This is a genomic window from Williamsia phyllosphaerae (genome assembly GCF_014635305.1).
Classification (GTDB): Bacteria; Actinomycetota; Actinomycetes; order Mycobacteriales; family Mycobacteriaceae; genus Williamsia_A; species Williamsia_A phyllosphaerae.
In genome coordinates, this window is record NZ_BMCS01000001.1 from 444,726 (window position 1) to 467,225 (window position 22,500).

Sequence of the window (22,500 nt, forward strand, 5' to 3'; positions counted from 1 at the left end):
GAGAAAGCTCCGGCCGCATTTCAGCGCCATCTCTACGCGCAGCGAGCGGTTGGTCGGGTTGGCCCCGTGTTGAACAGCATTGACGGCGTGTGCATACAGACCCGTGACTGCTGTGCATTCTTCGCGTCCACCTAAGAGGTCACCTAGCGTCGAAGGACCGCACGCAAGCGGCATCCTCTGACCAAAGACCCGCAGTCCTACAGTGTGGTCCAAGTTTCAACCTCGTCACTACGAGTAGACGTGCTGTGCCTGCGCTGGCCCGCAACACCGTCCAACCCCCGGCCGCGACGGGTCTTAGATGCCCGGGCGACCTCCATGCGCGCTGTCTGGCACCTATGGCACCTATGGGCAGTATCGCGGGATACTTCGTCAGCCCTACCTGATCAACCGCAGTAGGCCACTTGATGGATTGGCTCGCGGGCGACCGCCCCCAACGGGGGACTGGCGGACGACAGCCGGGGTTGGGTCGGTCACGACGAGCGTGGCCAGAGCGCCGCATCGGCGGCGATACCGCGCTCGCCCTTATCGGCGGGGAAACCCCACCGGGAGCGGGTGTTTGAAACGCACGACTGCCGGTGGTGGGCGGGGTCGGTGAGGGTCAGGCGGTGGAACGGTGCGGTTGCACGCGCTCGATCGGCCGTGACTGCCACTGCGCCCAATCGGCGCTGATCTGTGCCGCGGTCTCCTGCAGCAGTGGCAGATACCTGCCGGTCAGGGTTTCCAGCGAGGTCTCCGCCGAGTGCACGGTGACGTTCATCGCGGCGCGCACGACTCCGCCGCCGTCGGCGACGGGAACGGCAATCGACCGGACGCCGGGGGCGAGTTCGTTGTCGGCCACCGCCCACCCTTGATCGCGGACCTCGGCGAGGGTCGCGGCGAGGTCGGGTTCAGTGATCGCCGGTGCCGGCAGTCCTGAGCGAGTCCGCTCAGACAGCGCGGTGAGGACCTCGTCGAAGTCCAGGGCGGCGAGGAGGACTTTGCCCTGGGAGGTGACCATGGCCGGGAATCGGGTGCCGATCTCCACCCGTAGCGCGATCAGCTTGGGCACGGCCACCCGGGAGACGTAGACGATGTCAGATCCGTCGAGCTGCGACATCGACGACGATTCACCGGTGCGGGCGACCAGGTCGTGCAGGTGCGGGCGGGCGATGTCCCACAGCCCCAGTGATCCGACGTAGGCCATGCCGAGTTCGAGAACTCGGGGGGTCAGCGTGTAGGCGCCGGCGTCGTCGGAGCGGACGTAGCCCAGCTCCTCGAGGGTCAGCAGGATCCGTCGGGCGGTCGGTCGCGCCAGGTCAGCTGCGGTGGCGACGTCGCTGAGCCGCATCGTGGGCTGGGCGGGGGAAAACGACCGGAGCACATGCAGTCCCCGGGCGAGTGCCTCGATGAAATCGGGCCCGCTGCCTCGTTGCGCCATCTTTCCTCCTGCTGCGTAGTGCCCTGCCCATTATTCGCCCACCGCTGCTCTCACCTGCGCGGTGACCCCGGGCACGAGCCGCGGTCGACTATGACGCTTGACACATGCCGCTGCAGGTTGCACTCTGGACGCTACAGGAACGGACGGGTGTCCGCCAGGCGGACACGCCGGGTGTGGTGGTCAAAGTTCTTGGCAGCGCCACGGAGCGGTTACGGATGGTCCCGTGACGCCCGATTCGATGGAAGTCATGAAAGGACCTGCACATGGATACCTACGACGTCGTAGTTATTGGTTTCGGACCGGTCGGTCAGATGGCCAGCGCTCAACTGGGTCAGGCGGGGCATTCGGTTGCCGCGTTCGAGGCCCACCCGAAGCTCTATGGCATGTCGCGGGCCGGGCACATGGACGACGAGATCGTGCGCACGCTGCAGAAGATCGGTGCTGCCGACGAGTTCAAGAGCGATGCGGTGGCGTGGGAGAACTACGACATGCGCACCAAGGCGTTCGACGGTGAGCTGCTGTTGCGCCTGGACTGGTCGCAGATCGGGCCGCACGGTCACCGCGGGCACTGGATCTTCTACCAAAACTTCCTCGAGCTGGCGATGCACCGTCAGGTGATGGAGACCGGCAACGTCACGGTCACCATGTCCACCCGAGCGCTGTCGTTCACCCAGGACGATGACGGTGTCACCGTCACCCTGGAAAACCGCGACACCGGCAAGCAGTTCGACGTCCGCGCGAAGTACCTGATCGCCGCCGACGGCGCGAACAGCCCGATCCGCGAGGCCCTGGGCATCAAGACCTGGGTCGGCAACTGCGACTACGAGCAGCTCGTCGTCGACTGCAAGGAAAAGCACAAGCTCAACTTCGACTTCGACAACGGCCAGTTCGCCGACGCCAGCCGCCCGGGGTGTCTGTTCCAGCTCGGCGCGCACCACCACCGCTGGGAGTGGACGCTGCTGCCCCACGAAACCCCCGAGGACTTCACCGAGGAGCGGGTCTGGGAGCTACTCAAGCCGTGGGTGGGGCCCGACGACGTGGAGATCCTGCGCCGACCGGTCTACCGGTTCCGTGAGGTCGTCGCCGAGCACTGGCAGGACCGGCGCGTGCTGCTCGCCGGCGACGCCGCGCACGTGTTGTGGCCGTTCGCCGGTGAGGGAATGTGCAACGGCATCCGCGACGCCTCGGCGCTGGTGTGGCGTCTGGATCTGATCCTCAAGGGACAGGCCTCCCCGCAGATCCTCGAGAGCTACACCGCGGACCGCAAACCCAACTTCATCGGCTGGATGAACCTGTCCCGCGAGATCGGGTTGCCGTGTGTGATCACCGATCCCGAGATCGCGGCGATGCGCGATCAGGGCATGAAGGCCGCACTCACAGATCCCTCGCTGATCCCGCCGCTGCCCGAGATCCCCGGCCCGACCGCGTTCGTTCGGGCCGAAGACCCCATGGCCGGCGGCATCGGCCACCAGGGAGTCGTCACCGTCGACGGCACGACCGGACTGTTCGACGACGTCGTCGGCGGCGGGTGGGTGCTGTTGACCCGCTCGGCCGAGACCACCACCGCACTCAGTGCCGCCCAGACCGATCTCGTCGACCGCCTCGGGATCACGATCGCCCACGTCGGCCCGGACGGGTCGGGGGCGCCGATCATCGACGCCGAGGGCACCTACGCCGCATGGCTCGACTCGATCGGCGCGCAGACTGTCTTGCTGCGCCCTGACTTCTGGGTCTTCGGTGGCGTCGCCGACGCCAGCGAGAGCGGTGCGCTGCTCGACTCGCTGGCCGATGGTCTGGCCGGGCGTTTCCCGGCCCCGGCGCGGGTGCCGCAGCCTGACGCGGTCGCCACGGCGTCGGTGTGAGCGTGACCGACACCGACCAGGCTGCGCCGCCGTGGCAGGCGGAGGTCGATGCCCACAAACGGGCGATGCCGCTGCAGCGGCTGCTCGGCAACGGCATGGACTACGCCGACGTCGTCGAGATCTATGCCCTCGCTGACGCCGGCACCCCGTGGGCCGATGCCGGTGCCCGCGTCGGTGACGTCGCCGCAGACAAAGCCTCCGCAGCATTGGCCGCCGGGCACGTCGACACCGCACGCAGCTACTTCCGGTATGCCAGCGCCTGCTACCGCGTCGGGCAGGTCGTCCTGCCCGACGACGACCCCCGTAAACGGCCGATGTATCGCAAGCTGATCGATTTCTACTGCGCCGCAGGTGATCTCGACGACCCACGCACCGAACACATCGCGATCGGTCACCGCGGCGGCTACCTCTACGGGTGGCTGCTGCGCCCGGCCGGGGTCGACAACCCGCCCACGGTGATCCTGATGGGCGGGTTCGACGGGTGGCGCGAGGAATACCACGTCGGCGCGACATATCTGCTGGCACGCGGTATCGCGGTCCTGCTCGTCGACGGGCCCGGCCAGGGCGAGACCCGGCTGTTCGGTGGGCTGCACATGACTGCCGAGGTGCACACCGCGTTCTCGGCGATGGTCGATTACCTCGTCGCCGACGAAAGGTTGAGTGACACCGTCGGTATCTGGGGCAACAGCATGGGCGGCTACCTCGCCGCCCTGACCGCCGCGCGCGACGGCCGGATCGCGGCGTGCATGGTCAACGGCGGCACCATCCGCCCGGCCGAGATCCTCGACCGGTTCCGACGGTTCATCAGCAAAGTCCAACCGCTGCTGGGCATCGACGATCCCGACGACGCCCGCACGGCCATGAACGACTACCAGCTGACCGAGACGGATCTGGCGTCGCTGCGCTGCCCGGTGCACGTCATGCACGGCACCCCCGATCAGATTTTCCTGATCAACAACGCCCGCGCGATATATGACTGGGCCGGCGCCTCGGACAAGACGTTCACCGAGTTCCCCGACGGCGATCACTGCATCTACAACCACTCACACGACAAACACACCACCACCGCCGACTGGTTCGCCGATCGGCTCACAACCTCCAAGGAGCGATGACGATGAGCACCGCCGACACCCCCGTCCCCGCCGGGCGCATCCTGATCCAGGGCGCGCACCTGCTCACCCAGGACGACGCCATCGGAGACATCACCGGTGACGTCCTGATCGACGACGGCCGCATCGTCGAGGTCGGGCCGGGTCTCGACGCCACCGGCGCCACCGTCATCGACGGCACCGACCGCGCCGTGTTGCCCGGGTTCATCGACACCCACCGCCACACCTGGCAGGGCGCGATCCGTCAGGTCGGCACCGGCTGGGACTTCCCGAAGTACCGCCAACACATCCAGGTGACATGGGGCCCGCAGTTCACCCCCGACGACGTCTACATCGGCAACCTCGTCGGCGCCCTGGGCGCCCTCGATGCCGGCATCACCACGCTGCGCGACGAATCGCACATCCAGAACAGCCCCGAGCACACCAATTCCGCGATCTCGGCGTTGCGGGACTCCGGGATCCGCGGGGTGTTCGCATTCGGGTGGCCCTCGATCGACTCCAACAAGTGGATGCTGCGTGGGGAGGCAACCCACCCCGAAGACATCCGCCGGGTCCGCGCCGATCTCCTCGCCGACGACAACGCACTGGTCACCCTGCAGGCGATGCTGCGCGGACCGGAACTGTCGACCCTGGAGGTCACCACCAAGGACCTGCAGATGGCCCGCGATCTGGGAATCCGCTCGAGCATGCACGTCGGAAACGGGCCCTGGGGCCCGGAGTTCCGGGGCATCGGATCCCTCGGCGAGGCCGGTCTGCTCGCCGAGGACCTGCTGTTCATCCACTGCTGCACCAGCGGCGACGACGAGTTGAAGATGCTCGCCGACAGCGGCGCCCACGCATCGGTGTCCGCGGCAGTCGAGGCAGTACTGCCCGGGCTCGGCGCCCCGGCCACCGGACGGCTCCTGGCCCATGGCATCCGCCCCAGCCTGAGCATCGACACCGAGGCCTCGGTCGCCGGCGACATGTTCAACGTGATGCGCGCCGCCCTGCTCGCCCAGAACGCCGGGGTCAGCATTGATCCCGCGTCGTATGAGTCGCTGCCGCAGTTCACCCCCGCCGACCTGTTGGCGATGGCCACCATCGAAGGTGCACGCGCCTCGGGCCTGGCCCACAAGACCGGGAGCATCACCCCCGGCAAAGACGCCGACCTGATCATGGTGCGCCTCGATGATGCGAACCTGTTGCCCTGCAACGACGTCGCCGCCTCCATCGTCGGCGCCGGGCACCCCGGCAACATCGACACCGTCTTCGTCGCCGGCGCCATCCGCAAATGGGCCGGCCGCCTCACCGGGGTCGACACCACCGCCATCCGCCGCCACGCTGAACAGTCCCGCGATCGACTGTTCAGCTTCGACCTCGTCGACGGCTGAACCCTCTTCTGCTTCGCTGTCCGGAAAGGACCACCCCTCATGACCGACTCCTCCTCCACACCGGCCCGGCCACTTGACGGGATCGTGATCGCTGATCTGTCGCGGGTGCTGGCCGGCCCGTACGCCACCATGCTGCTCGCCGACATGGGCGCTGAGGTCATTAAGGTCGAAAGCCCCGGCGGCGACGACACCCGATCCTGGGTGCCACCGGTCCGCGAGGACGGGGTCTCGACCTACTACGCAGCGATCAATCGCAACAAGAAGTCGATCGTCCTGGATTTCAAAAACGACGACGACCTCGCCGTCGCCCAGGCATTGACCGCCCACGCCGACGTCGTGGTCGAAAACTTCAAACCCGGTGGCCTCAAACGGTTCGGCCTCGACTACGACTCCGTGCGTGACCGCAACGACCCGGTCGTCTACTGCTCGATCAGCGGATTCGGCACCGCCGAAGGGGCATCGCTGCCGGGCTACGACCTCATCGTGCAAGCCATGTCCGGTCTGATGAGCTTGACCGGCGACAGCGATGGCCCCGCCTACCGCGCCGGGATCAGCGTGTTCGACGTCATGGCCGGGTTGCACTCCACCATAGGGATTCTCGCCGCCCTGCGGTTGCGCTCGGAGACCGGGCGAGGCCAGCACATCGAGACCAGCCTGATGGCCTCGGCGATGAGCGGTCTGGTCAACCAGACCTCGGCCTACGTCGCCGGCGGGGTGACACCGACCCGGATGGGCAACGCGCATCCGAGCCTGTTCCCCTACGAACCGCTGCCCACCGCAGACAACGACCTGATCATCACCGCGGGCAACGACAACCAGTTCCGCAAACTCGTCGAGGTCCTCGGGGTCCCCGAACTCGCCGACGACGAACGCTTCGCCCGCAACGAGGGCCGCACCGAGCGCCGCGAGGAGCTGCGGCCGCTGCTCGTCGAACGCCTCGCCACCCAACCCGCGGCGTACTGGTTCGACAAACTCAACGCCGTCGGCGTGCCCAACGGACCGATCAACACCATCGCCGAAGGTGTGCAATACGCCGAGAAGCTGGGGCTCAACCCGGTCGTGCAGGTCGGTGACGACGCTGTGCCCGGGGTGCGTAACCCGATCACGTTCTCCACCTTCACCCCCCGCTACGACCTCGCCCCGCCGGCCCTGGGCGCAGACAGCGACGCCGTCCGCGACTGGCTGTCCACCCCCGCCACCCGAGGAGACCAGAAATGACCGACCCGAACGGTGCTGTGCCGACGTATCCGACATCGTTGGGGACCTCGACGGCCACCGAGATCAACCTCCTCGGCCACGACCTCGCCGGGGAACTGATGGGCAAGATCAGCTTCGGTGAACTCGCCTACTGGCTCGTCGCGACCCGCCGCCCCACCCCCGGACAGCTGCGTGTCTTCGAAGCGGTCCTCGTTGCTCTGGCCGATCACGGGTTCACCCCCACCGCGATCGCCGCCCGCGTCACCTACCTCAGCGCCCCGGACTCGCTGCAGGGCGCGCTCGCCGCAGGACTGCTCGGTGGCGGATCCCGGTTCCTCGGCGTGACCGAGGACTGCGGACAGTTCCTGCACGCGGCGATCACCGATCACACCGCGAACGGAAACGCGCTGCCCACCACCGACGCCGACTGGGATGAGATGGCCCTCGACGCGATCGCCCGGCAGAAGCAGACCGGCAAACACGTTCCCGGCCTGGGCCATCCCAACCACAAAGACGGCGACCCCCGCACCCCGGTGCTCATCGGCATCGCCGAAGACGCCGGCGTCAAGGGCCCGCATCTGCGGCTGTTCGAGGCAATCGGCCGGATGAGTGAACGCGGTGTCGGACGCAAACTGCCCCTCAACGGTGCCGGGGTGTGTGGCGCCGCGTTGGCCGACATCGACCTGCCGGTCGAACTGCTCCGCGGATTCGCGCTGTTGGCCCGCTGCGCGGGACTCCTCGGGCAACTCGCCGAGGAACATCGCGCACCTATCGCCAACCAGATCTACATGAGCGTCGACCGCAACGCCTACTACGTCGAACCCGACCTGCCCGCAACATAATCGCCACCCCGGCCCCGCACGCCGGCACGCATCACAGGAGATCGCATGGCACCGCTCGCCGCCGTTCTAGGCACCACCCACCACCCGTTCTATTACAAAGCCTCCACCGCCACCGGCGATGACCGGCCACCGTTCGCCGACGAATGGCAACGCAAAGTCGAGGCATATCGCGAAACGCTGACCGCCGCGCAACCCGACATCCTCGTCATGGTCGGGGCTGATCACTTCCACCAGTTCTTCCTCGACAACTACCCCACCTTCCTGATCGGGAAAGCCCCCCGCTACGACGCCACGTTCTACAACGAACAGCGCGAATTCGGCATCCCCACCTATGTTCTCGACGGCCACGAGGACCTCTCGGGCTACCTGCTCCAGGGGCTCATGGACCGCGGGTTCGACTTCTCGTTCAGCAACGAACTCAAGATCGACCACTCCATCATCTGCCCGATCATCACCACCCGCCCCGAGGCCGACCTGCCGGTGGTGCCGATCTACACCAACATCTTCGCCCCGCCGCTGCCGTCGCCGAAACGGTTCTGGGACCTCGGCCGCGCCATCCGCGAAGTCATCGACGAATACCCCTCCGACAAGCGGATCGCCGCCATCGGCAGCGGGCACCTGTCCCTCGAGCTCGGTGGGCCCCGACAGTTCGGTGAACACGGCCCCGACCCCGAATTCGACGCCAACGCCATCGAGTGGCTCGCCAACGGCGACATCGAGGCCATCCTCGACAACGTCACCCTCGAGACCCTCGCCGGACACGGCAACGCCACCCACGGATTCATGGACCTCATCCTCATGATGGGAATTGCCGGACCCGAAAAGGCCGCCTACGTCGATAATTTCGACCTTTATCACACGATGGAGGCCTACTTCACCTGGTACCCGAACGGAGCGCCGGCATGAGCAAGTACTACGTCAACAAATTTCTGTTCACCGTCGACCGCGACCCCGACTACCTCGACGCCTACACCAAAGACCCCAAGAAATTCGTTGACCACTGGGAAGAAGAGATCGGGCCCAAACTCAGCGACAGCGAAACCAGCACCGTCAACGCGCTGACCGACGACGAACGCGCCGCCCTGATTAACCACGACTACGTCGCACTGTTCGAGATGGGCGCCCACTTCTTCCTCAACCTCACCCTGTTTATCGCCATCTACGACGAAACCTGGACCCTCGAAAAAGGACCGCTGTCGTTTCAGCGTGAATTCGGTGCACGCCTGCAGCACTGGCGCGACAAGCCCTACCCGTCGGTGGCGACCTAGCGCACCACCCGCCCCCGGACGGCGACCGCCCCGCCTTCCCGGGGGACGCACCATGCCGACTGTCGAGCGAGAGGAACCCCGCGATGCAGCCGTTCACCACCGTCTCCGGTATCGCGGTGCCACTGCGACGCAGCGGTGTCGACACCGACCAGATCTGCCCGTCGCGGTACATGAAACGCATCACCCGCACCGGCTACGACGACGCATTGTTCGCGACGTGGCGCACCGACGAGCAATTCATCCTCAACACCACCCCGTATAGCGACGGGACCATCCTGCTCGCCGGCGCCGACTTCGGCATCGGCTCGTCTCGTGAGCACGCAGTGTGGGCGTTGTGGGACTACGGATTCCGTGCCGTCGTGTCCCCACGATTCGCTGACATCTTTCGCTCGAATGCCCTCAAAGCGGGGCTGCTCGCCGCACAGGTCGACAAGGCCGGCATCGAACACTTGTGGGCCGCCGCCGAGAACCACCCTAACGACCACATCCAGGTCGATCTGCACAACCGCACAATCGCCGCCGGAGCCACGACTATCGACTTCGAGATCGACGACCACAGCCGCGACAAACTCCTCGCCGGACTCGATGACATCGACATCACCTTGCACCACACCGACGACATCACCGCCTACGAGCAGCAACGCCCCGCGTGGAAGCCACGCGTCACCGGGTAACCCGATACAACACTGCATATCTCGGGCGTACCCCCAGAAATTTCGGCCCGGAACCAACCCTGCCTCAAACGTTCCGCACTCACGCAGCAGAAAGGACGCCGCGCTGTGACCGGTCCCATCAACGACAGGCTGACAAACCGGTACAAGGGCCAACCCGCGACCCCTCCGCCACCAATCACCGGCAACTACGACTGGCAACTGAACGCCAACTGTCGCGGTCTAGACACCGACCTCTTCTATCCAGCGACGACCACACGCGGGAAAATTCGCGAACGCCACGAAGCCGCCGCAAAACAAATCTGCAGACAGTGCCCGGTCCGAGTTGCCTGTCACACCCACGCCATGCGCCATCATGAGCCGCACGGCGTCTGGGGCGGAACCACCCCTCGTGATCGCGCCCTGCTCACCGGACACACCACCCTATAAAGTCGCTTGCTAGGGAATCTAACGCGACCGGTGTCGTCTTTCACGTACTGTCCCGGGGGCCGAGGCACCGACATAACGGAATGCTATGGGCGCGGAATGCCCAAGGCTGGATCTCGCAACGCCGAGCGCTGCTCTTACAGCAGCCTTTCGCATCAAGGCCGCACTGTGAGCGCAATTATTGGACCTCATTCCGTGGGTCATTGTTTTCATAGTCCAAATCGACAAGATCCAAGAAAAGGGGATCGCCTGGCTCGTGTTTTACAAGGCCCGCTGTTCGCGAGAAGTCATACGACTTTTGGGTCCATCCATCCACCCCAGGACCCCACTGCCTATTCCTAGCAGCCCACAGTCGGAGCTTAATGTTGTCGGCATAGTAGCGCAACGTCACTTGCGGTGGGGTAAATATGTGCGAGCTTATTTTGATTGTGGGCATGAAACGCATTTGTCGGCGACCGACGTAGCGTAACCTCGGCGGCTTACCGGTGAATATATCTTCCCGACTTGTCGAAATTTCCCACTGCTGGTTCATGGAATCAGTGAACTGGATAACTAGACGCCTCGTTGGCGAATAGGGCACGGTCAACTTCAGCCGTACAGAGGAGTTCGGCCCAATTCGGTCAACCCTCGCGTCCTGCCACATACTGTCACATGCTTTTCGGTAATCAGCCAGCCCGCGTTGCAGGTCGTCCTCTGTCGGCTTGCGCCGGTCACGGCTCGGACCCAGTAAGACAAATCCCGCTACAATCTTGTATAACGGCAACGGTGATAGATATGCAGTTGCGGAGTACAGATATCGATCAGATGTGTTATGTAGCTCTAGTTCTAACGGCTGGGGGTTCAAGGCGAGGATGCCCAGCGGCGCTGGGCTTACTTCTTCGAATCTAAGCATGATCGCCTGTTCGAACTGTCGCAATTTTGCGTCGCGTCGGTATACCTGCGCGGCTAACAAGAAGGCGGCACTGGAGCCGACAGAACCCACCCAGGCTGCGGCAGTGCCCCAGACGTCGGGGGAGAAGGGGAAGTCAAAAAGCTGGCCCACCCCGCCATCTAAGGGGCCTGAACGCCTCTAAGCGTGTAGCGACATGCGCAAACCCTGAAGTAGCGAATCGAGCTGAAACGGCGCCGGCCCCACATGGCGTCGATTGACCCGGCGATGGCCGACGCCTCGCGCGGGCCCGGAAAAACACCGCACCAACCGCGGCCGTTCGGCATTGCATGGTCTAGGTTGCGAGACGCCGGTACTTAATGAGGGCAATTATCTCGTCGATCTGGGGCTCGGTGTAGAGCTCACACATGGCTGTAACTACGTCCGTCGGTGCAGCTTTCGATCTCTGAATCGCACGAAGTACAACTGCGGAGATCGGGACCAGCTGCGCCCCCCGGTCTTCCGATCGCTCGCCTTTCGACTCGCCGGAACGTCTCTGCGCACGCCTCCAAGCTTCGACCTGCTGCGCCATGGGTACCTGCGCCAATGAACGAGCAAGGCGTACGGCGAGTTCACCCTGGCGCAGCGAGTGCTGGAGTTCGGGTGCCAGTTTGAGTAGGCCGCGGCGCTGGGAGACCCAGCCCGGGCTGCGGCCGAGTCGCTCGGCCGCGATTGTGGCGCTGCCGGTTTCGGTGACGAGTAGTTCGACGGCGTGGGCCTCCTCGAGGACGTCGAAGTCCTGGCGGTCGATGTTCTCCACAATTGCCGCCCACAGCACAGTGTCTTTCGAGCCAGCGATGGAGTCACGGATGACGACGTCCATGCCTGTCCGTTGGTAGTGGTGGCAGGCGGCGAGGCGTCGGCAGCCGTTGACCACGACCCACCGTGCGGCGCCCAACTGCGACGCGTCATCGGGCCACAGCGCCAACCAGGCCGAGCGACTCACTACGGTTCCGGGTTGCAGCTGTCGCTTGGCGATGGTGGCGAGGTCCTCGAGGTTGCCGACTTCGGCGCGCGGGTTACGTGGGTTGGCGACCAGCTGCGTGAGGGGCACGTTCGCCCGGAACACGCCATCCGAGTTTGTGGACGCGTCGACGGTGGAGCGGTCACCGACCGAGCCGGCCAGGTCCGAGAGATCGACGCGTCCACCGCGGCCGGCCATCAGTGCGCTCCGACTTCGAGTTCGAGGCACAACCGCTGAACGTCTTCGCGAGCTTGGAGCGCCACCCTGCTCGATCCATATTCGGTGACGACCCGACCTTCGGCTGCGGCGCGGGCGTGCACCTTGTAGTGGCGGACCACGGTGCGGGCCAGGGGCCATCCCCGTGAGCGGACGAACGCTTGCGTTTGTTCGAGGTCGGAGCGTCCGTCGCGTGGGTCCCAGTCGTTGACCACCACCACATAGGGGATGCCCAACGGTTCGATCACTTTCGTGATCGTGCGTGCGGTCGGGTCGAACGCCAACGGCTCGGGAACTATCGGCACGATCACCAGATCCGCCGACCCCAACACCGCATCCAACGCGTAGCCGGTGCCACCATTGCCCGTCGCACCCGGGGTGTCGCCGATCCATCCCGGAGTGTCGACGATGACGTGATCGACACCCGGCAGATGCCGAAGCCTCCCGAGCATCCCAACGTCGTCGTGGGCCTGGGCTATCCGGAACGGCAGATCCGCGACCCGATCGGCCCACCACACCGCCGAACCCTGCGGATCGATCGACACCGCCAACACCGGCGACACCCCTCGCTCCCCCGCCGGGTCGACGAGGACGTCAGCCTTGACCGCGGCGAGGTTCATCGCCAACGTCGACTTACCGACCCCACCCTTTTGATTCATCACCACATGCACACCCATGTTCTCCACCTCTCCGATCCGTCCGTAAATGCCTGTCATCCCGCGCCGTGCGGCGCTGGTGTTTACCGCGGTAAACCAGGCCGCTCGGCGGACCTCGGGCAGACGCTGTGCACGAGGAGACGTCGATCGAATACGGTTGCTTAGGAGCAGGTTCGAATCGCGAGCAATCACGAGCTGGGGAAATACGCCCAGTCCGCAGACAGTCCGCAGCAGCACCGAAAGGCACCATCACCTACCAACACCCACAACGCCGCTCACCAGCAGAAACAGTGAATCCTCAACTGCGTCAACAACACCAAACTCGCAGGTGCGCTCGTTCGGGACGAAGAGGTCGTGGGTTCGAATCCCGCCACCCCGACGTGTTGGTTGAGACACAGAAGAGGCCCTGACCAGGGGAAAACCCGGTCAGGGCTTCCTCGTTTCTCGGTCCTGCGGGGTCTCGCTCGCGTCCGCACACAGTCCGCAGGAGAAAGAATCCGGGCCCATTTCAGGCCGGACTGCGCCGGTCGCGAGCAGTTGATCGCGTTGGACCAGCGTTGAGCAACATTGATCAGGCAAGCGTCCGCGACCCAATGTTGCATTGACTGTTTGTGCCCAACGAAGAGGTCAAATTCGCCTGGCGATCACGAACCCGCAGGTCAACGGCCAGACCGGACCGTCTCGTCCCGAGCCAAAAATGACTGGTTTTCGCTCAACTAAGAGGTCAGATATCGACAGCAGGACGGCCACGATTTGTCTTATCCGCTGGCTACTATCCGGCGTATGGGAATTGAGGGTCTGGACGAGCGGCAACAACTGGCCTTAATTGCCGAAATCGATTCGACCCGAAATCTGTTGGCGTATGGGCTGCGTGCACTCCGCACCGATGCGCTGATCGACAACATCCGCGACCCGATACTGACCGTGCTGTCCATCGGCCTCGAAAAGCTCTACAAACTCGCACTCGGACTGGCCGCTTTGGACGACAACGGCCGCTGGCCACCCGTGAGCGTGATGCGAGGACACGGCCACGGGGTGAAGAACATGCACGAGAAAGTCTGGCGCGAGCTACGGAAGCGTACGGGCGGGAACATCTATCTAATCCAGCTAATGGACGCAGCTACCGAGGATCCAATTCTCGTACCGATGGTGGACTGTCTGGACATGTACGGCCTGCAGGGACGTTTCTACTTCCTCGACCTGTTGGGTGATGAACCGCAGCAGCGTGACGCACCGCAGAGGTGTTGGATCGCGGTGGAGACGGCGGCGTGCAACGCGTCCGAAAACCTTCGGCAACTGCGCGCGAACCTCTCCGACGATCCATCCAGCGCCGCCGCAGACAGAACCCTGCGTCTCGCACTCAGGGACCGGATAGCCACCTCGATCGAGGTGGCCTGGGAAACCGTCGCCCAGTACGGCAGGATGCATGCCCTCGGACACACCGGAGAGGTCTTCGGTACAGAGGTACGACCCACCGCAGTTGGACGGCAATAACAACTGGACAGAACACAGGTCAGCAATGGCGCTCGCGGAGTAATCGGAATGCTCCTCACATCATCGGCCGGTGGCCGCCGTTTTCCCCGTAACCAAGGCCAGCGCCTGGCCGACGCCGGTGCAGATCCCGACCGCGTCCAAGGTTCGAGAAGCGTGTCGTCGGCAGGAGGGCATGTTCAGGGTGAGCTTGCCCCAGCTCTGATCGGACCTCCGTGATGGCCGCCTACCATCACGTCATGGCCAGCGCAGGCGGTACGACAGGACGGCTCGGGACGAACACAAGTCCGAGCCTCACCCGATTCATCGCCCGGCGACGCGACCTCGCCTCGGTTGCGGGGGCTCTCACCGGATCGAGACTGCTGACCTTGACCGGCGTCGGGGGCGTGGGGAAGACGCGACTGGCCCTCGAGTTCGCTCGCCGCGCACACGACTTCCCGGATGGCGTGTGGATGGTCAGGCTGTCCGACATCGAGACCGGGGCGGCACCCGAGAGTGTCGAGTCGGCGTTGATCGCTGCTCTGGACATCCCGGACATGTCGGCAACCAGCCCACGCGGCAAATTGCTGTTGGGGCTTCGCGCCCAGACCTCCCTGATCCTGTTGGACAACTGCGAGCACTTGATGCCGACGTTGCGAGTCCTGATTCCGGAGGTTCTTCGCGAGGCACCCGGAGTGAAGATCATCGCCACGAGTCGCGAATCCCTCGGGGTGGCAGGTGAAACACTGCACCACGTTGCGCCCCTGGACGTTCCGGAGTCAGGCCTGACGGTCCCGCAGCTGAACGCGAACCCGTCGGTTGCCCTGCTTCTCGACCGCGCTCGCGCCATCGACTCGTCAATCGAACTAACCGAGGACAACAAATCCGATTTCGTCACACTCTGCCGACTTCTCGACGGCATACCTCTGGCCCTGGAACTCGCAGCGGTCAAGCTTCGGGTTCTCGGAATCGATCAGGTCGTGAGGCGATTCGGGTTCCACCTCACGGCACTGGAGGCGCCGCCCGGTGCCACAACGGACTCACGGCATCGTTCGCTGCGAGCGATGGTCGACTGGAGCTATCGCCTGTGTACGCCCGAGACCCAGGCACTGTGGCGCCGCATCTCGGTGTGCACGAGCGACGTCGACATCGAGCTGATCGAGTCCATGGCGGCCGCCGACGTCGAACCACCCGATCTGTTGGGCCTTGTCGAGAGCCTGGTCTCACAGTCGATCCTTCTGACCGAGCGGGACGGTGGTGAGATGCGATATCGGCTGCCGGCTCCGCTTCGCGACTACGGGTTGGAACTGGCCGAGAGTAGCGGTGAGATCGCGACCTTTACCCGCGATCACAGAGAGGCCTTGAGCCGACGGGCGGAGCAGGCGTTTCACGGTTGGTGCAGTGATCGACAACGAACCCTGCTCCGGCAGATGCGTATGGACCATCCCGGATACGTTGCTGCGATCGAGTGGAGTCTGACCACTCCCGGCGAGCAGGCAGCAGGCCTGCGGCTGGTCGCGCGCCTTCGATGGCACTGGTTGTCGGGCGGTCTTCTCGCCGAGGGTCGCATCCGATCGGACGCCGCCCTCGCCCGTGTCTCCGAACCGGGTATCGATCGTGCCCAGTGTCTGTTCGCGAACGTGTGGATCGCGCTCATTCAGGGCGACCCTGGCGCGAGCGCCACCTACCTCGCCGACCTGTCGTCGGTTGCCGAGCGTCTTGCCGACCCTCGCATTGCCGTCGATGTCGTGCAGGGCAACGCCATGCTCGCCCTCTTCACGGGCGACATCTCCGGCGCGATCGAGGGATTTGAGCAGGCCGCCCAGCGTTATGCGTCGATCTCAGAGCGGTACATGCAACTCACCGCCGGCTACCTTCTCGCCTCAGCACATGTGCTCACCGGCGATCCTCGTCGCGCCCTGGAGGCGAGCGAACAGGTCATACGCCTGAGTGAGGCGACCGGGGAGGGATCGGCCAGAAGCTACGCATTGTGGGTACGGGGCCTGGCCCAATGGCAGGCGGGGTCTCTCGACGACGCACAACGGTCAGTGGACGCCGCGTTGGCAATCCAGGCCGAGCTCCTCGACAGCATCTGCACCGCGTTGTGCATGCACCTGTTGGCGTGCATCGCTTTCGATCGCGGCGACGTTGATCGGGCGGATGAGTTGTCCCGTGTCGCCGACCGGACGTGGTCGGCGCTCGGAACGTCGCTGGAGGCGTTCGGAGCACCTCTGGCAGACCTCTTGCGTGAACGCATCCCGCGTCAGCACACACCTGACGCACCCGTTGTCGCAGCACCGGTCGGAGCTTCCCAGCAGCATCCGTCCGAAGGTCTGGCTCAGGTGATGCGAACACGGGCGCGCGCAGTCTCGTCGTCGTCGATCACCCAAATACTGACCAAGCGAGAAGCCGAGGTGGCGGCGCTGGTGACGGACGGGTTGTCGAACCGCGACATAGCCGCGAGGTTGACGATCTCCAAGCGCACCGCTGACGGCCACGTCGAACGGATACTGGCGAAACTCGACCTGACCTCACGCCACCAGGTGGCCGGTTGGCTCGCCCGCAACGGCGACATCTCGACACCGTGACGACGCGAGCGCGGTCATCAGAAACAGGTATGCAGGCAGGTATTCCTACGCTTATGCGCGCCGGTTCACCGGCGGAACATCAGTGGCATGGATCACACGCATGTAGACGCCGTCATCGTCGGCGCCGGGTTCTCCGGGCTGTACGCGACGCATCGCCTCCGTAATGTGGACGGGCTGGCCGTTCAGTCCTTCGAGGCCGGCTCCGACCCGGGTGGCGTCTGGTATTGGAACAACTACCCGGGTGCCCGCTGCGACTTCGAGAGTCTGCACTACTCGTACACGTTCGATGAGGCGCTGGCCCGGGAGTGGCGTTGGAAAGAGCGCTACGCAGCGCAGCCGGAGATCCGAGCCTATTTGAGCCACGTCGCCGACCGATTCGATCTCCGGCGTAGCTACCGCTTCGACACCCGGGTGGTGAGCGCGGTCTGGGATGACTCGGCCGCCGAATGGGTCGTCTCCCCAGACGATGGGTCGATCACCAAGGCCCGCTATTTCATCAACGCAGCGGGCGCGTTCGGGGTGACGAAGAAGTCGGACTTCGCCGGCGAAGACGTGTTCGGCGGAACCGTCGTACACACCAGCCAGTGGCCTGCCGAGGGGTTGGACCTCGCGGGTAAGCGCGTGGCGGTCGTCGGAACCGGCTCCACCGGTATCCAGGTGATCCAGACCATCGCGAGCACCGTCGCCGAGTTGACGGTGTTCCAGCGCACCGCGAACTACGCGTGCCCGCTCGGGAACAAGCCGCTCGAGGACGACGAGTTCGCGGCGGCGGCGGCGAACTTTCGCGAGCGACGCGTACAAGCACGGAACAGCATCGCCGGGGCGCCATATCCGCGGGCCGTGCGGCCCGCGATGGCAGACAGCCCCGGGGAACGGGAACACACCTACGACACGTACTACAACGGCGGCGGTTTCCGCATGCTCGCCTCGACCTACTTCGACCTACTCTTCGATCCCCGCGCCAATGAGACCGTGGCCGACTACATCCGGGCCAAGATCCGCGAACGTGTCACCGACCCGGTGACCGCCGAGTTGCTCTGCCCCGACAACCACGCCTACGGCGCGAAGCGCACCCCGTTCGAGACGAAGTACTACGAGGCCTTCAACCTCCCCCACGTGCAGCTGGTCGACGCCCGTTCGACCCCGATCTCGTCGATCACCCCGACAGGTATCGCGACATCAGACGAGCACTACGAGTTCGATGTGATCATCCTGGCGACAGGCTTCGACGTAGGCGCCGGCGCATTGACCAAAATGGGCGTCATCGGCCGGGGAGGACGAAAGCTCACCGCGCACTGGGCCAACGGACAACGGTGCTATCTCGGTACCGCCACGCATGGCTTTCCGAACCTCTTCCACATCAACGGGCCGCAGAGCGCGGCCGCAGTGTTCAACAACCCGCTGGCCATCGAGGACAGTGTCGACTTCGTCAGCGGGCTCATCCACGAGATGACAACGTCGGGACGCAAGGCCGTCGAGGCAACCGCAGAGGCCGAGGAGCGGTACAACGCCATGGTCACCGAAGTGGCCGACTCGACACTGATACCGACGTCACAGTCCTGGTACATGGGCGACAACATCGCGGGCAAGCCTCGGACGCCCGTGTCGCTGTTCACCGGTGCGCCGATGTTCCGGGCCATCGTCGCGGAGGTCCAAGCAGACAACTACGCGGGATTCGCCTTCGCCGGTGCGGCCCGTCCCGTCTCGAATCTCGTCAATCTCGATGGCGCTGCGGTGTTTCTGCTCGCCGGGATGCTGAACATGGGGCTGAAGTCGCTCGAGGAGCAAGACCTCGATGAGGCGCGGGCAGCGATGAACGGGTTCGTCGCATTCCAGGCACCAGTCGCCGCCGGCGTTCACATCGCCGAGGCGCAGTTCACGACCGACGGTGAGCAGCGCGCACTGCGCATCTACCGACCCGCGAGCGATGGCCGACTGCCGGTACTCGTGATGCTCCACGGTGGCGGATGGATCGGCGGTGGCCTCGACGCATTCGACGAGCCCTGCGCTGATCTGGCCGACCGGCTCGGAGTCGTCGTGGTGTCACCGGACTATCGACTCGCCCCGGAGAACCCGTTCCCCGCTGCGTCCGAAGACATCCTGCGGGTGTTGGACTGGGTGCAGTCGCACGTCGAGGACCACGGTGGCGATCCATCCCAGGTCGCGATCGGCGGGGAGAGCGCCGGCGCGAACCTCGCAACCGTCACGGCTCTGCGTATCCGTGATCACGGCGGCCCACCGCTCTGCGCGCAGGTACTGGTGGCCCCCAGCGTCGACGCTCACGCCGACACCGAGTCCCGCATCCGATACGCCACCGGGCCGTTCCTCTCAACCGCGGTCGGCGCCCGGATGGTGCAGCTGTACGCCGGCGACGCAACCGATGTGACCTCGCCGTACATCTCGCCGCTGCGTGCAGAGGATTTATCGGGGCTACCGCCCACCTTCATCGCCACCATGGGTATCGACCCCCTACGTGACGAGGGCGAGGAATACGGCCGGGCCTTGACTTCTGCGGGTGTCACGACGATGTGCCGGCGGTTCGACGGGCTTCCGCACACGGCGTTCTCGATGTCAGGGGCAATTCCGAGATCCATGGAGATCCGAGAGGGCATCGCGGCGTTCCTTCGCCCGATTCTGACGCGGCAGACCGTCGACGCCTGAGCGTGTCGCGACTGACCAGGACGGCCCGTGCTCGGTCACGTCTGAAGTCGTTGTGCGTCCCAGCAAAGTGTTCACATCATTCGAAGGGTTGTTGATGCATTTCGCCACCGTGACCGCCTCGCGGGCCGCCGCCGCACCGGACGCACCCGCGGTGTCCGACGACGTCCGATCGCTGTCGAACCGACAGTTCGACGACGCAGTGGGACAGGCAGCTGCCGTGCTGCGGTCGAGAGGTATCGGTGCCGGCGACGTCGTGGCGGTGATGCTGCCCAACGCAGTCGATTTCGTGGTGACGCTGTTCGCGGCCTGGCGACTCGGGGCGACGGTCACGCCGGTCAACCCAGCATTGGGCCCACGCGAGATCGGATTTCAGATTGCGGACTGTTCGGCGGCGATCATCGTCACCGGCTCGTCGTTCCTCGAGAAAATACCTGACGACGTGTCGACGGTGACGGAGATCCTCGAGCAGCAACACTCAGAAAATGGGGTGGTGACCGAACAGCTGCACCGGTCAGCCGACGACGTGGCCCTGTTGATCTACACCAGCGGCACCACTGGACGCCCAAAGGGAGTCATTCTCGATCACGCCAACCTCGACGCGATGAGTTCGATGGCGATCGAAGCGTTCTCGCACAACGAGGCATCGCGCAGTTTGCTGATCTTGCCGCTGTTTCACGTCAACGGGATTGTCATCAGTGTGCTGGCGCCACTGGCTGCGGGCGGCTCTGTGACCATTCTGGGCAGGTTTGATCCCCGGCTGTTCTTTGAGCGGATCGAGGCAGTTCGGCCGACCTACTTCTCGGGTGTGCCCACAATCTTCACAATGCTCGCGAACCTTCCGGAGTCAGTGCGCCCGGATACCTCGTCGGTGCAGTTCGCCGTCTGTGGAGCGGCGCCGGCCAGCGCGGAACTTTTAGAGAGATTTGAGCAGCGTTTCGGTATTCCCGTGGTCGAGGGGTACGGGCTATCGGAAGCAACCTGCGCGTCAACGGTCAACCCGCTGAACGGTGTCCGTAAACCGGGCACCGTCGGGCCGGCGCTGCCGGGGCAGACCGTCATTGTCGTTGACGAGCAGGGCGCCGCAATCGCTGACGGGCGTCCCGGCGAGATCCTCGTCAAGGGACCCAATGTCATGCGGGGGTATCTCGGACGACCGGAGGAAACCGCCACAACCGTCGTCGACGGCTGGTTGCACACCGGCGATATCGGCCAACTCGACATCGATGGGTACCTGACGTTGGTTGATCGTGCCAAAGACATGATCATCCGAAACGGGGAGAACATCTACCCCAAGGAAATCGAAAACGCCGCATACCAGCTCGACGGTGTACGCGAAGTCGCCGTTGTGGGACAGCCACATCCGGTTCGGGGTGAGGAACCGGTGATGTTCGCGTCTCTGAACCCAGGCACCACGATCACAGCCGACGACATTCAGACGCACCTCGCCGACAACCTGGCCAAATACAAGCGCCCAGTGACGATCACCATCACCGACGAGGTCCCGAAAAATCCCGTCGGCAAGATCGACAAACCCGCCCTGCGTCGCCAACTGCCCGCGACCAGCCCCGCATCCTGACCGGTTAGCTCTCCGGTCTCACTATCTGCCTGTCCCGCGACGCGCGGGCACGAACCACCGACCAAGAAAAGAGGCCGATGAGCGCCCCGGATTTCGACCTGTTCGCCCTGCCCGAGGAGCACGACGCGCTGCGTGAGGCCATCCGCGCGCTCACGGAGAAGGAGATCGAGCCGTACGCGGCCGACGTCGACGAGAACTCGCGCTTCCCGCAGGAGGCGCTCGACGCCCTGAATGCGTCGGGTTTCAACGCGATCCACGTGCCCGAGGAGTTCGAGGGTCAGGGCGCGGACTCGGTCGCGGCCTGCATCGTGATCGAGGAGGTCGCACGGGCCGACGCGTCGGCGTCGTTGATCCCGGCGGTCAACAAGCTTGGCACCATGGGCCTGATCCTCAACGGCTCCGACGAACTCAAGAAGCAGGTGCTGCCCGAAATCGCCGGAGGTTCGGCAATGGCCTCGTACGGACTGTCGGAGCGGGAGGCCGGTTCGGACGCGGCCGCGATGCGTACCCGTGCGAAGGAGACCGCCGACGGGTGGGTGCTCAACGGCGCCAAGGCCTGGATCACCAACGGCGGCAGGTCGACCTGGTACACCGTGATGGCGGTTACCGACCCCGACAAGGGCGCCAACGGCATCTCCGCGTTCATGGTCCACAAGGACGATCCCGGCTTCTCCACCGGCGGCTACGAGCGCAAGCTCGGCATCAAGGGCTCGCCGACCGCGGAGTTGTATTTCGAGAACTGTGAGATCCCCGCCGACCGCATCATCGGCGAGCCCGGTACCGGCTTCAAGACCGCCCTGCAGACCCTCGACCACACCCGTCCCACCATCGGGGCGCAGGCCGTCGGTATCGCGCAGGGTGCGCTGGACAAGACCATCGAGTACATCAAGGACCGCAAGCAGTTCGGCAAGACCATCTCGCAGTTCCAGGGCGTGGAGTTCATGATCGCCGACATGGCGATGAACATCGAGGCGGCCCGGCTGATGGTCTACACCTCCGCGGCACGCGCCGAGCGCGGCGAGAAGAACCTCGGGTTCATCTCGTCGGCCTCGAAGTGTTTCGCCTCTGACGTCGCCATGAAGGTCACCACCGACGCGGTCCAGCTGTTCGGTGGCGCCGGCTACACCCGCGACTTCCCCGTCGAGCGCATGATGCGCGACGCGAAGATCACCCAGATCTACGGGGGCACCAACCAGATCCAGCGGGTCGTGATGTCACGCGCACTGCTGCAGGGCTAGATCATGCGCGCCATCAGACCCGCTCATGGATTCGGCTGATA

Annotated in this window: 17 protein-coding genes; 14 read left to right on the forward strand and 3 right to left on the reverse strand. The window is 64.8% G+C overall.

Annotated features, from left to right (window positions below; translation table 11 throughout):
- Positions 1-598 precede the first annotated feature (598 nt).
- A complete protein-coding gene (locus IEV93_RS02225) occupies positions 599-1,417 on the reverse strand; it encodes an IclR family transcriptional regulator domain-containing protein (protein ID WP_188486522.1) in 819 nt (272 codons plus the stop codon).
- Between the two features lie 263 nt (positions 1,418-1,680).
- Between IEV93_RS02225 and IEV93_RS02230 the strand changes: the two genes are divergently transcribed.
- The 9 genes from IEV93_RS02230 to IEV93_RS02270 all read left to right on the forward strand — a co-directional run bounded on the left by IEV93_RS02230 (position 1,681) and on the right by IEV93_RS02270 (position 10,165).
- On the forward strand, positions 1,681-3,279 hold the full coding sequence (locus IEV93_RS02230) for a bifunctional 3-(3-hydroxy-phenyl)propionate/3-hydroxycinnamic acid hydroxylase (protein ID WP_188486524.1): 1,599 nt from the start codon (positions 1,681-1,683) through the stop codon (positions 3,277-3,279).
- A gap of 2 nt (positions 3,280-3,281) precedes the next feature.
- Positions 3,282-4,391, forward strand: a complete 1,110-nt coding sequence (locus IEV93_RS02235; RefSeq protein WP_188486526.1) for an alpha/beta hydrolase family protein — start codon at positions 3,282-3,284, stop codon at positions 4,389-4,391.
- Positions 4,392-4,393: 2 nt separating this feature from the next.
- Positions 4,394-5,758 (forward strand): amidohydrolase family protein, encoded by a 1,365-nt coding sequence (locus tag IEV93_RS02240; protein WP_188486528.1) that lies wholly within the window; start codon positions 4,394-4,396, stop codon positions 5,756-5,758.
- Between the two features lie 39 nt (positions 5,759-5,797).
- Positions 5,798-6,976, forward strand: a complete 1,179-nt coding sequence (locus IEV93_RS02245; RefSeq protein WP_188486531.1) for a CaiB/BaiF CoA transferase family protein — start codon at positions 5,798-5,800, stop codon at positions 6,974-6,976.
- Positions 6,973-7,797: a citryl-CoA lyase gene (locus IEV93_RS02250; RefSeq protein WP_188486533.1), complete on the forward strand. Its 825-nt coding sequence runs from the start codon at positions 6,973-6,975 to the stop codon at positions 7,795-7,797. The genes IEV93_RS02245 and IEV93_RS02250 overlap by 4 nt, the downstream gene beginning before the upstream one ends.
- Before the next feature lie 45 nt (positions 7,798-7,842).
- Complete coding sequence (locus tag IEV93_RS02255; protein WP_188486535.1) at positions 7,843-8,703, forward strand: DODA-type extradiol aromatic ring-opening family dioxygenase; 861 nt, start codon at positions 7,843-7,845, stop codon at positions 8,701-8,703.
- Entirely contained in the window at positions 8,700-9,065 is a 366-nt protein-coding gene (locus IEV93_RS02260; RefSeq protein ID WP_188486537.1) for a hypothetical protein, read from the forward strand. Before IEV93_RS02255 ends, IEV93_RS02260 begins: the two co-directional genes overlap by 4 nt.
- A gap of 83 nt (positions 9,066-9,148) precedes the next feature.
- Positions 9,149-9,739 (forward strand): 3-isopropylmalate dehydratase small subunit, encoded by a 591-nt coding sequence (leuD, locus tag IEV93_RS02265; protein ID WP_188486539.1) that lies wholly within the window; start codon positions 9,149-9,151, stop codon positions 9,737-9,739.
- A 105-nt stretch (positions 9,740-9,844) separates the two neighbouring features.
- Positions 9,845-10,165: a WhiB family transcriptional regulator gene (locus IEV93_RS02270; protein ID WP_229704833.1), complete on the forward strand. Its 321-nt coding sequence runs from the start codon at positions 9,845-9,847 to the stop codon at positions 10,163-10,165.
- 1,220 nt (positions 10,166-11,385) lie between these two features.
- Here IEV93_RS02270 and IEV93_RS02275 read toward each other — a convergent pair.
- Positions 11,386-12,159, reverse strand: a complete 774-nt coding sequence (locus IEV93_RS02275; RefSeq protein ID WP_188486541.1) for a ParB/RepB/Spo0J family partition protein — start codon at positions 12,157-12,159, stop codon at positions 11,386-11,388.
- 92 nt (positions 12,160-12,251) lie between these two features.
- A complete protein-coding gene (locus tag IEV93_RS02280) occupies positions 12,252-12,947 on the reverse strand; it encodes a nucleotide-binding protein (protein WP_188486544.1) in 696 nt (231 codons plus the stop codon).
- A 762-nt stretch (positions 12,948-13,709) separates the two neighbouring features.
- Here IEV93_RS02280 and IEV93_RS02285 point away from each other — a divergent pair.
- The 5 genes from IEV93_RS02285 to IEV93_RS02305 all read left to right on the forward strand — a co-directional run bounded on the left by IEV93_RS02285 (position 13,710) and on the right by IEV93_RS02305 (position 22,459).
- Entirely contained in the window at positions 13,710-14,420 is a 711-nt protein-coding gene (locus IEV93_RS02285; protein ID WP_188486546.1) for a hypothetical protein, read from the forward strand.
- Between the two features lie 236 nt (positions 14,421-14,656).
- Positions 14,657-16,984, forward strand: coding sequence for an ATP-binding protein (locus IEV93_RS02290; protein WP_188486548.1), 2,328 nt, complete (start codon positions 14,657-14,659; stop codon positions 16,982-16,984).
- 87 nt (positions 16,985-17,071) lie between these two features.
- Complete coding sequence (locus IEV93_RS02295; RefSeq protein ID WP_188486550.1) at positions 17,072-19,645, forward strand: flavin-containing monooxygenase; 2,574 nt, start codon at positions 17,072-17,074, stop codon at positions 19,643-19,645.
- Positions 19,646-19,739: 94 nt separating this feature from the next.
- On the forward strand, positions 19,740-21,221 hold the full coding sequence (locus tag IEV93_RS02300) for a class I adenylate-forming enzyme family protein (protein WP_188486552.1): 1,482 nt from the start codon (positions 19,740-19,742) through the stop codon (positions 21,219-21,221).
- Between the two features lie 77 nt (positions 21,222-21,298).
- Entirely contained in the window at positions 21,299-22,459 is a 1,161-nt protein-coding gene (locus IEV93_RS02305; RefSeq protein ID WP_188486554.1) for an acyl-CoA dehydrogenase family protein, read from the forward strand.
- Positions 22,460-22,500 lie beyond the last annotated feature (41 nt).

Bases quoted from the DNA above. Each gene is read 5' to 3' on its own strand.
- IEV93_RS02225 (WP_188486522.1), bottom strand. From the start codon at position 1,417: ATGGCGCAACGAGGCAGCGGGCCCGATTTCATCGAGGCACTCGCCCGG.
- IEV93_RS02230 (WP_188486524.1), top strand. From the start codon at position 1,681: ATGGATACCTACGACGTCGTAGTTATTGGTTTCGGACCGGTCGGTCAG.
- IEV93_RS02240 (WP_188486528.1), top strand. From the start codon at position 4,394: ATGAGCACCGCCGACACCCCCGTCCCCGCCGGGCGCATCCTGATCCAG.
- IEV93_RS02245 (WP_188486531.1), top strand. From the start codon at position 5,798: ATGACCGACTCCTCCTCCACACCGGCCCGGCCACTTGACGGGATCGTG.
- IEV93_RS02250 (WP_188486533.1), top strand. From the start codon at position 6,973: ATGACCGACCCGAACGGTGCTGTGCCGACGTATCCGACATCGTTGGGG.
- IEV93_RS02255 (WP_188486535.1), top strand. From the start codon at position 7,843: ATGGCACCGCTCGCCGCCGTTCTAGGCACCACCCACCACCCGTTCTAT.
- IEV93_RS02260 (WP_188486537.1), top strand. From the start codon at position 8,700: ATGAGCAAGTACTACGTCAACAAATTTCTGTTCACCGTCGACCGCGAC.
- leuD (WP_188486539.1), top strand. From the start codon at position 9,149: ATGCAGCCGTTCACCACCGTCTCCGGTATCGCGGTGCCACTGCGACGC.
- IEV93_RS02280 (WP_188486544.1), bottom strand. From the start codon at position 12,947: ATGGGTGTGCATGTGGTGATGAATCAAAAGGGTGGGGTCGGTAAGTCG.
- IEV93_RS02285 (WP_188486546.1), top strand. From the start codon at position 13,710: ATGGGAATTGAGGGTCTGGACGAGCGGCAACAACTGGCCTTAATTGCC.
- IEV93_RS02290 (WP_188486548.1), top strand. From the start codon at position 14,657: ATGGCCAGCGCAGGCGGTACGACAGGACGGCTCGGGACGAACACAAGT.
- IEV93_RS02295 (WP_188486550.1), top strand. From the start codon at position 17,072: ATGGATCACACGCATGTAGACGCCGTCATCGTCGGCGCCGGGTTCTCC.
- IEV93_RS02300 (WP_188486552.1), top strand. From the start codon at position 19,740: ATGCATTTCGCCACCGTGACCGCCTCGCGGGCCGCCGCCGCACCGGAC.
- IEV93_RS02305 (WP_188486554.1), top strand. From the start codon at position 21,299: ATGAGCGCCCCGGATTTCGACCTGTTCGCCCTGCCCGAGGAGCACGAC.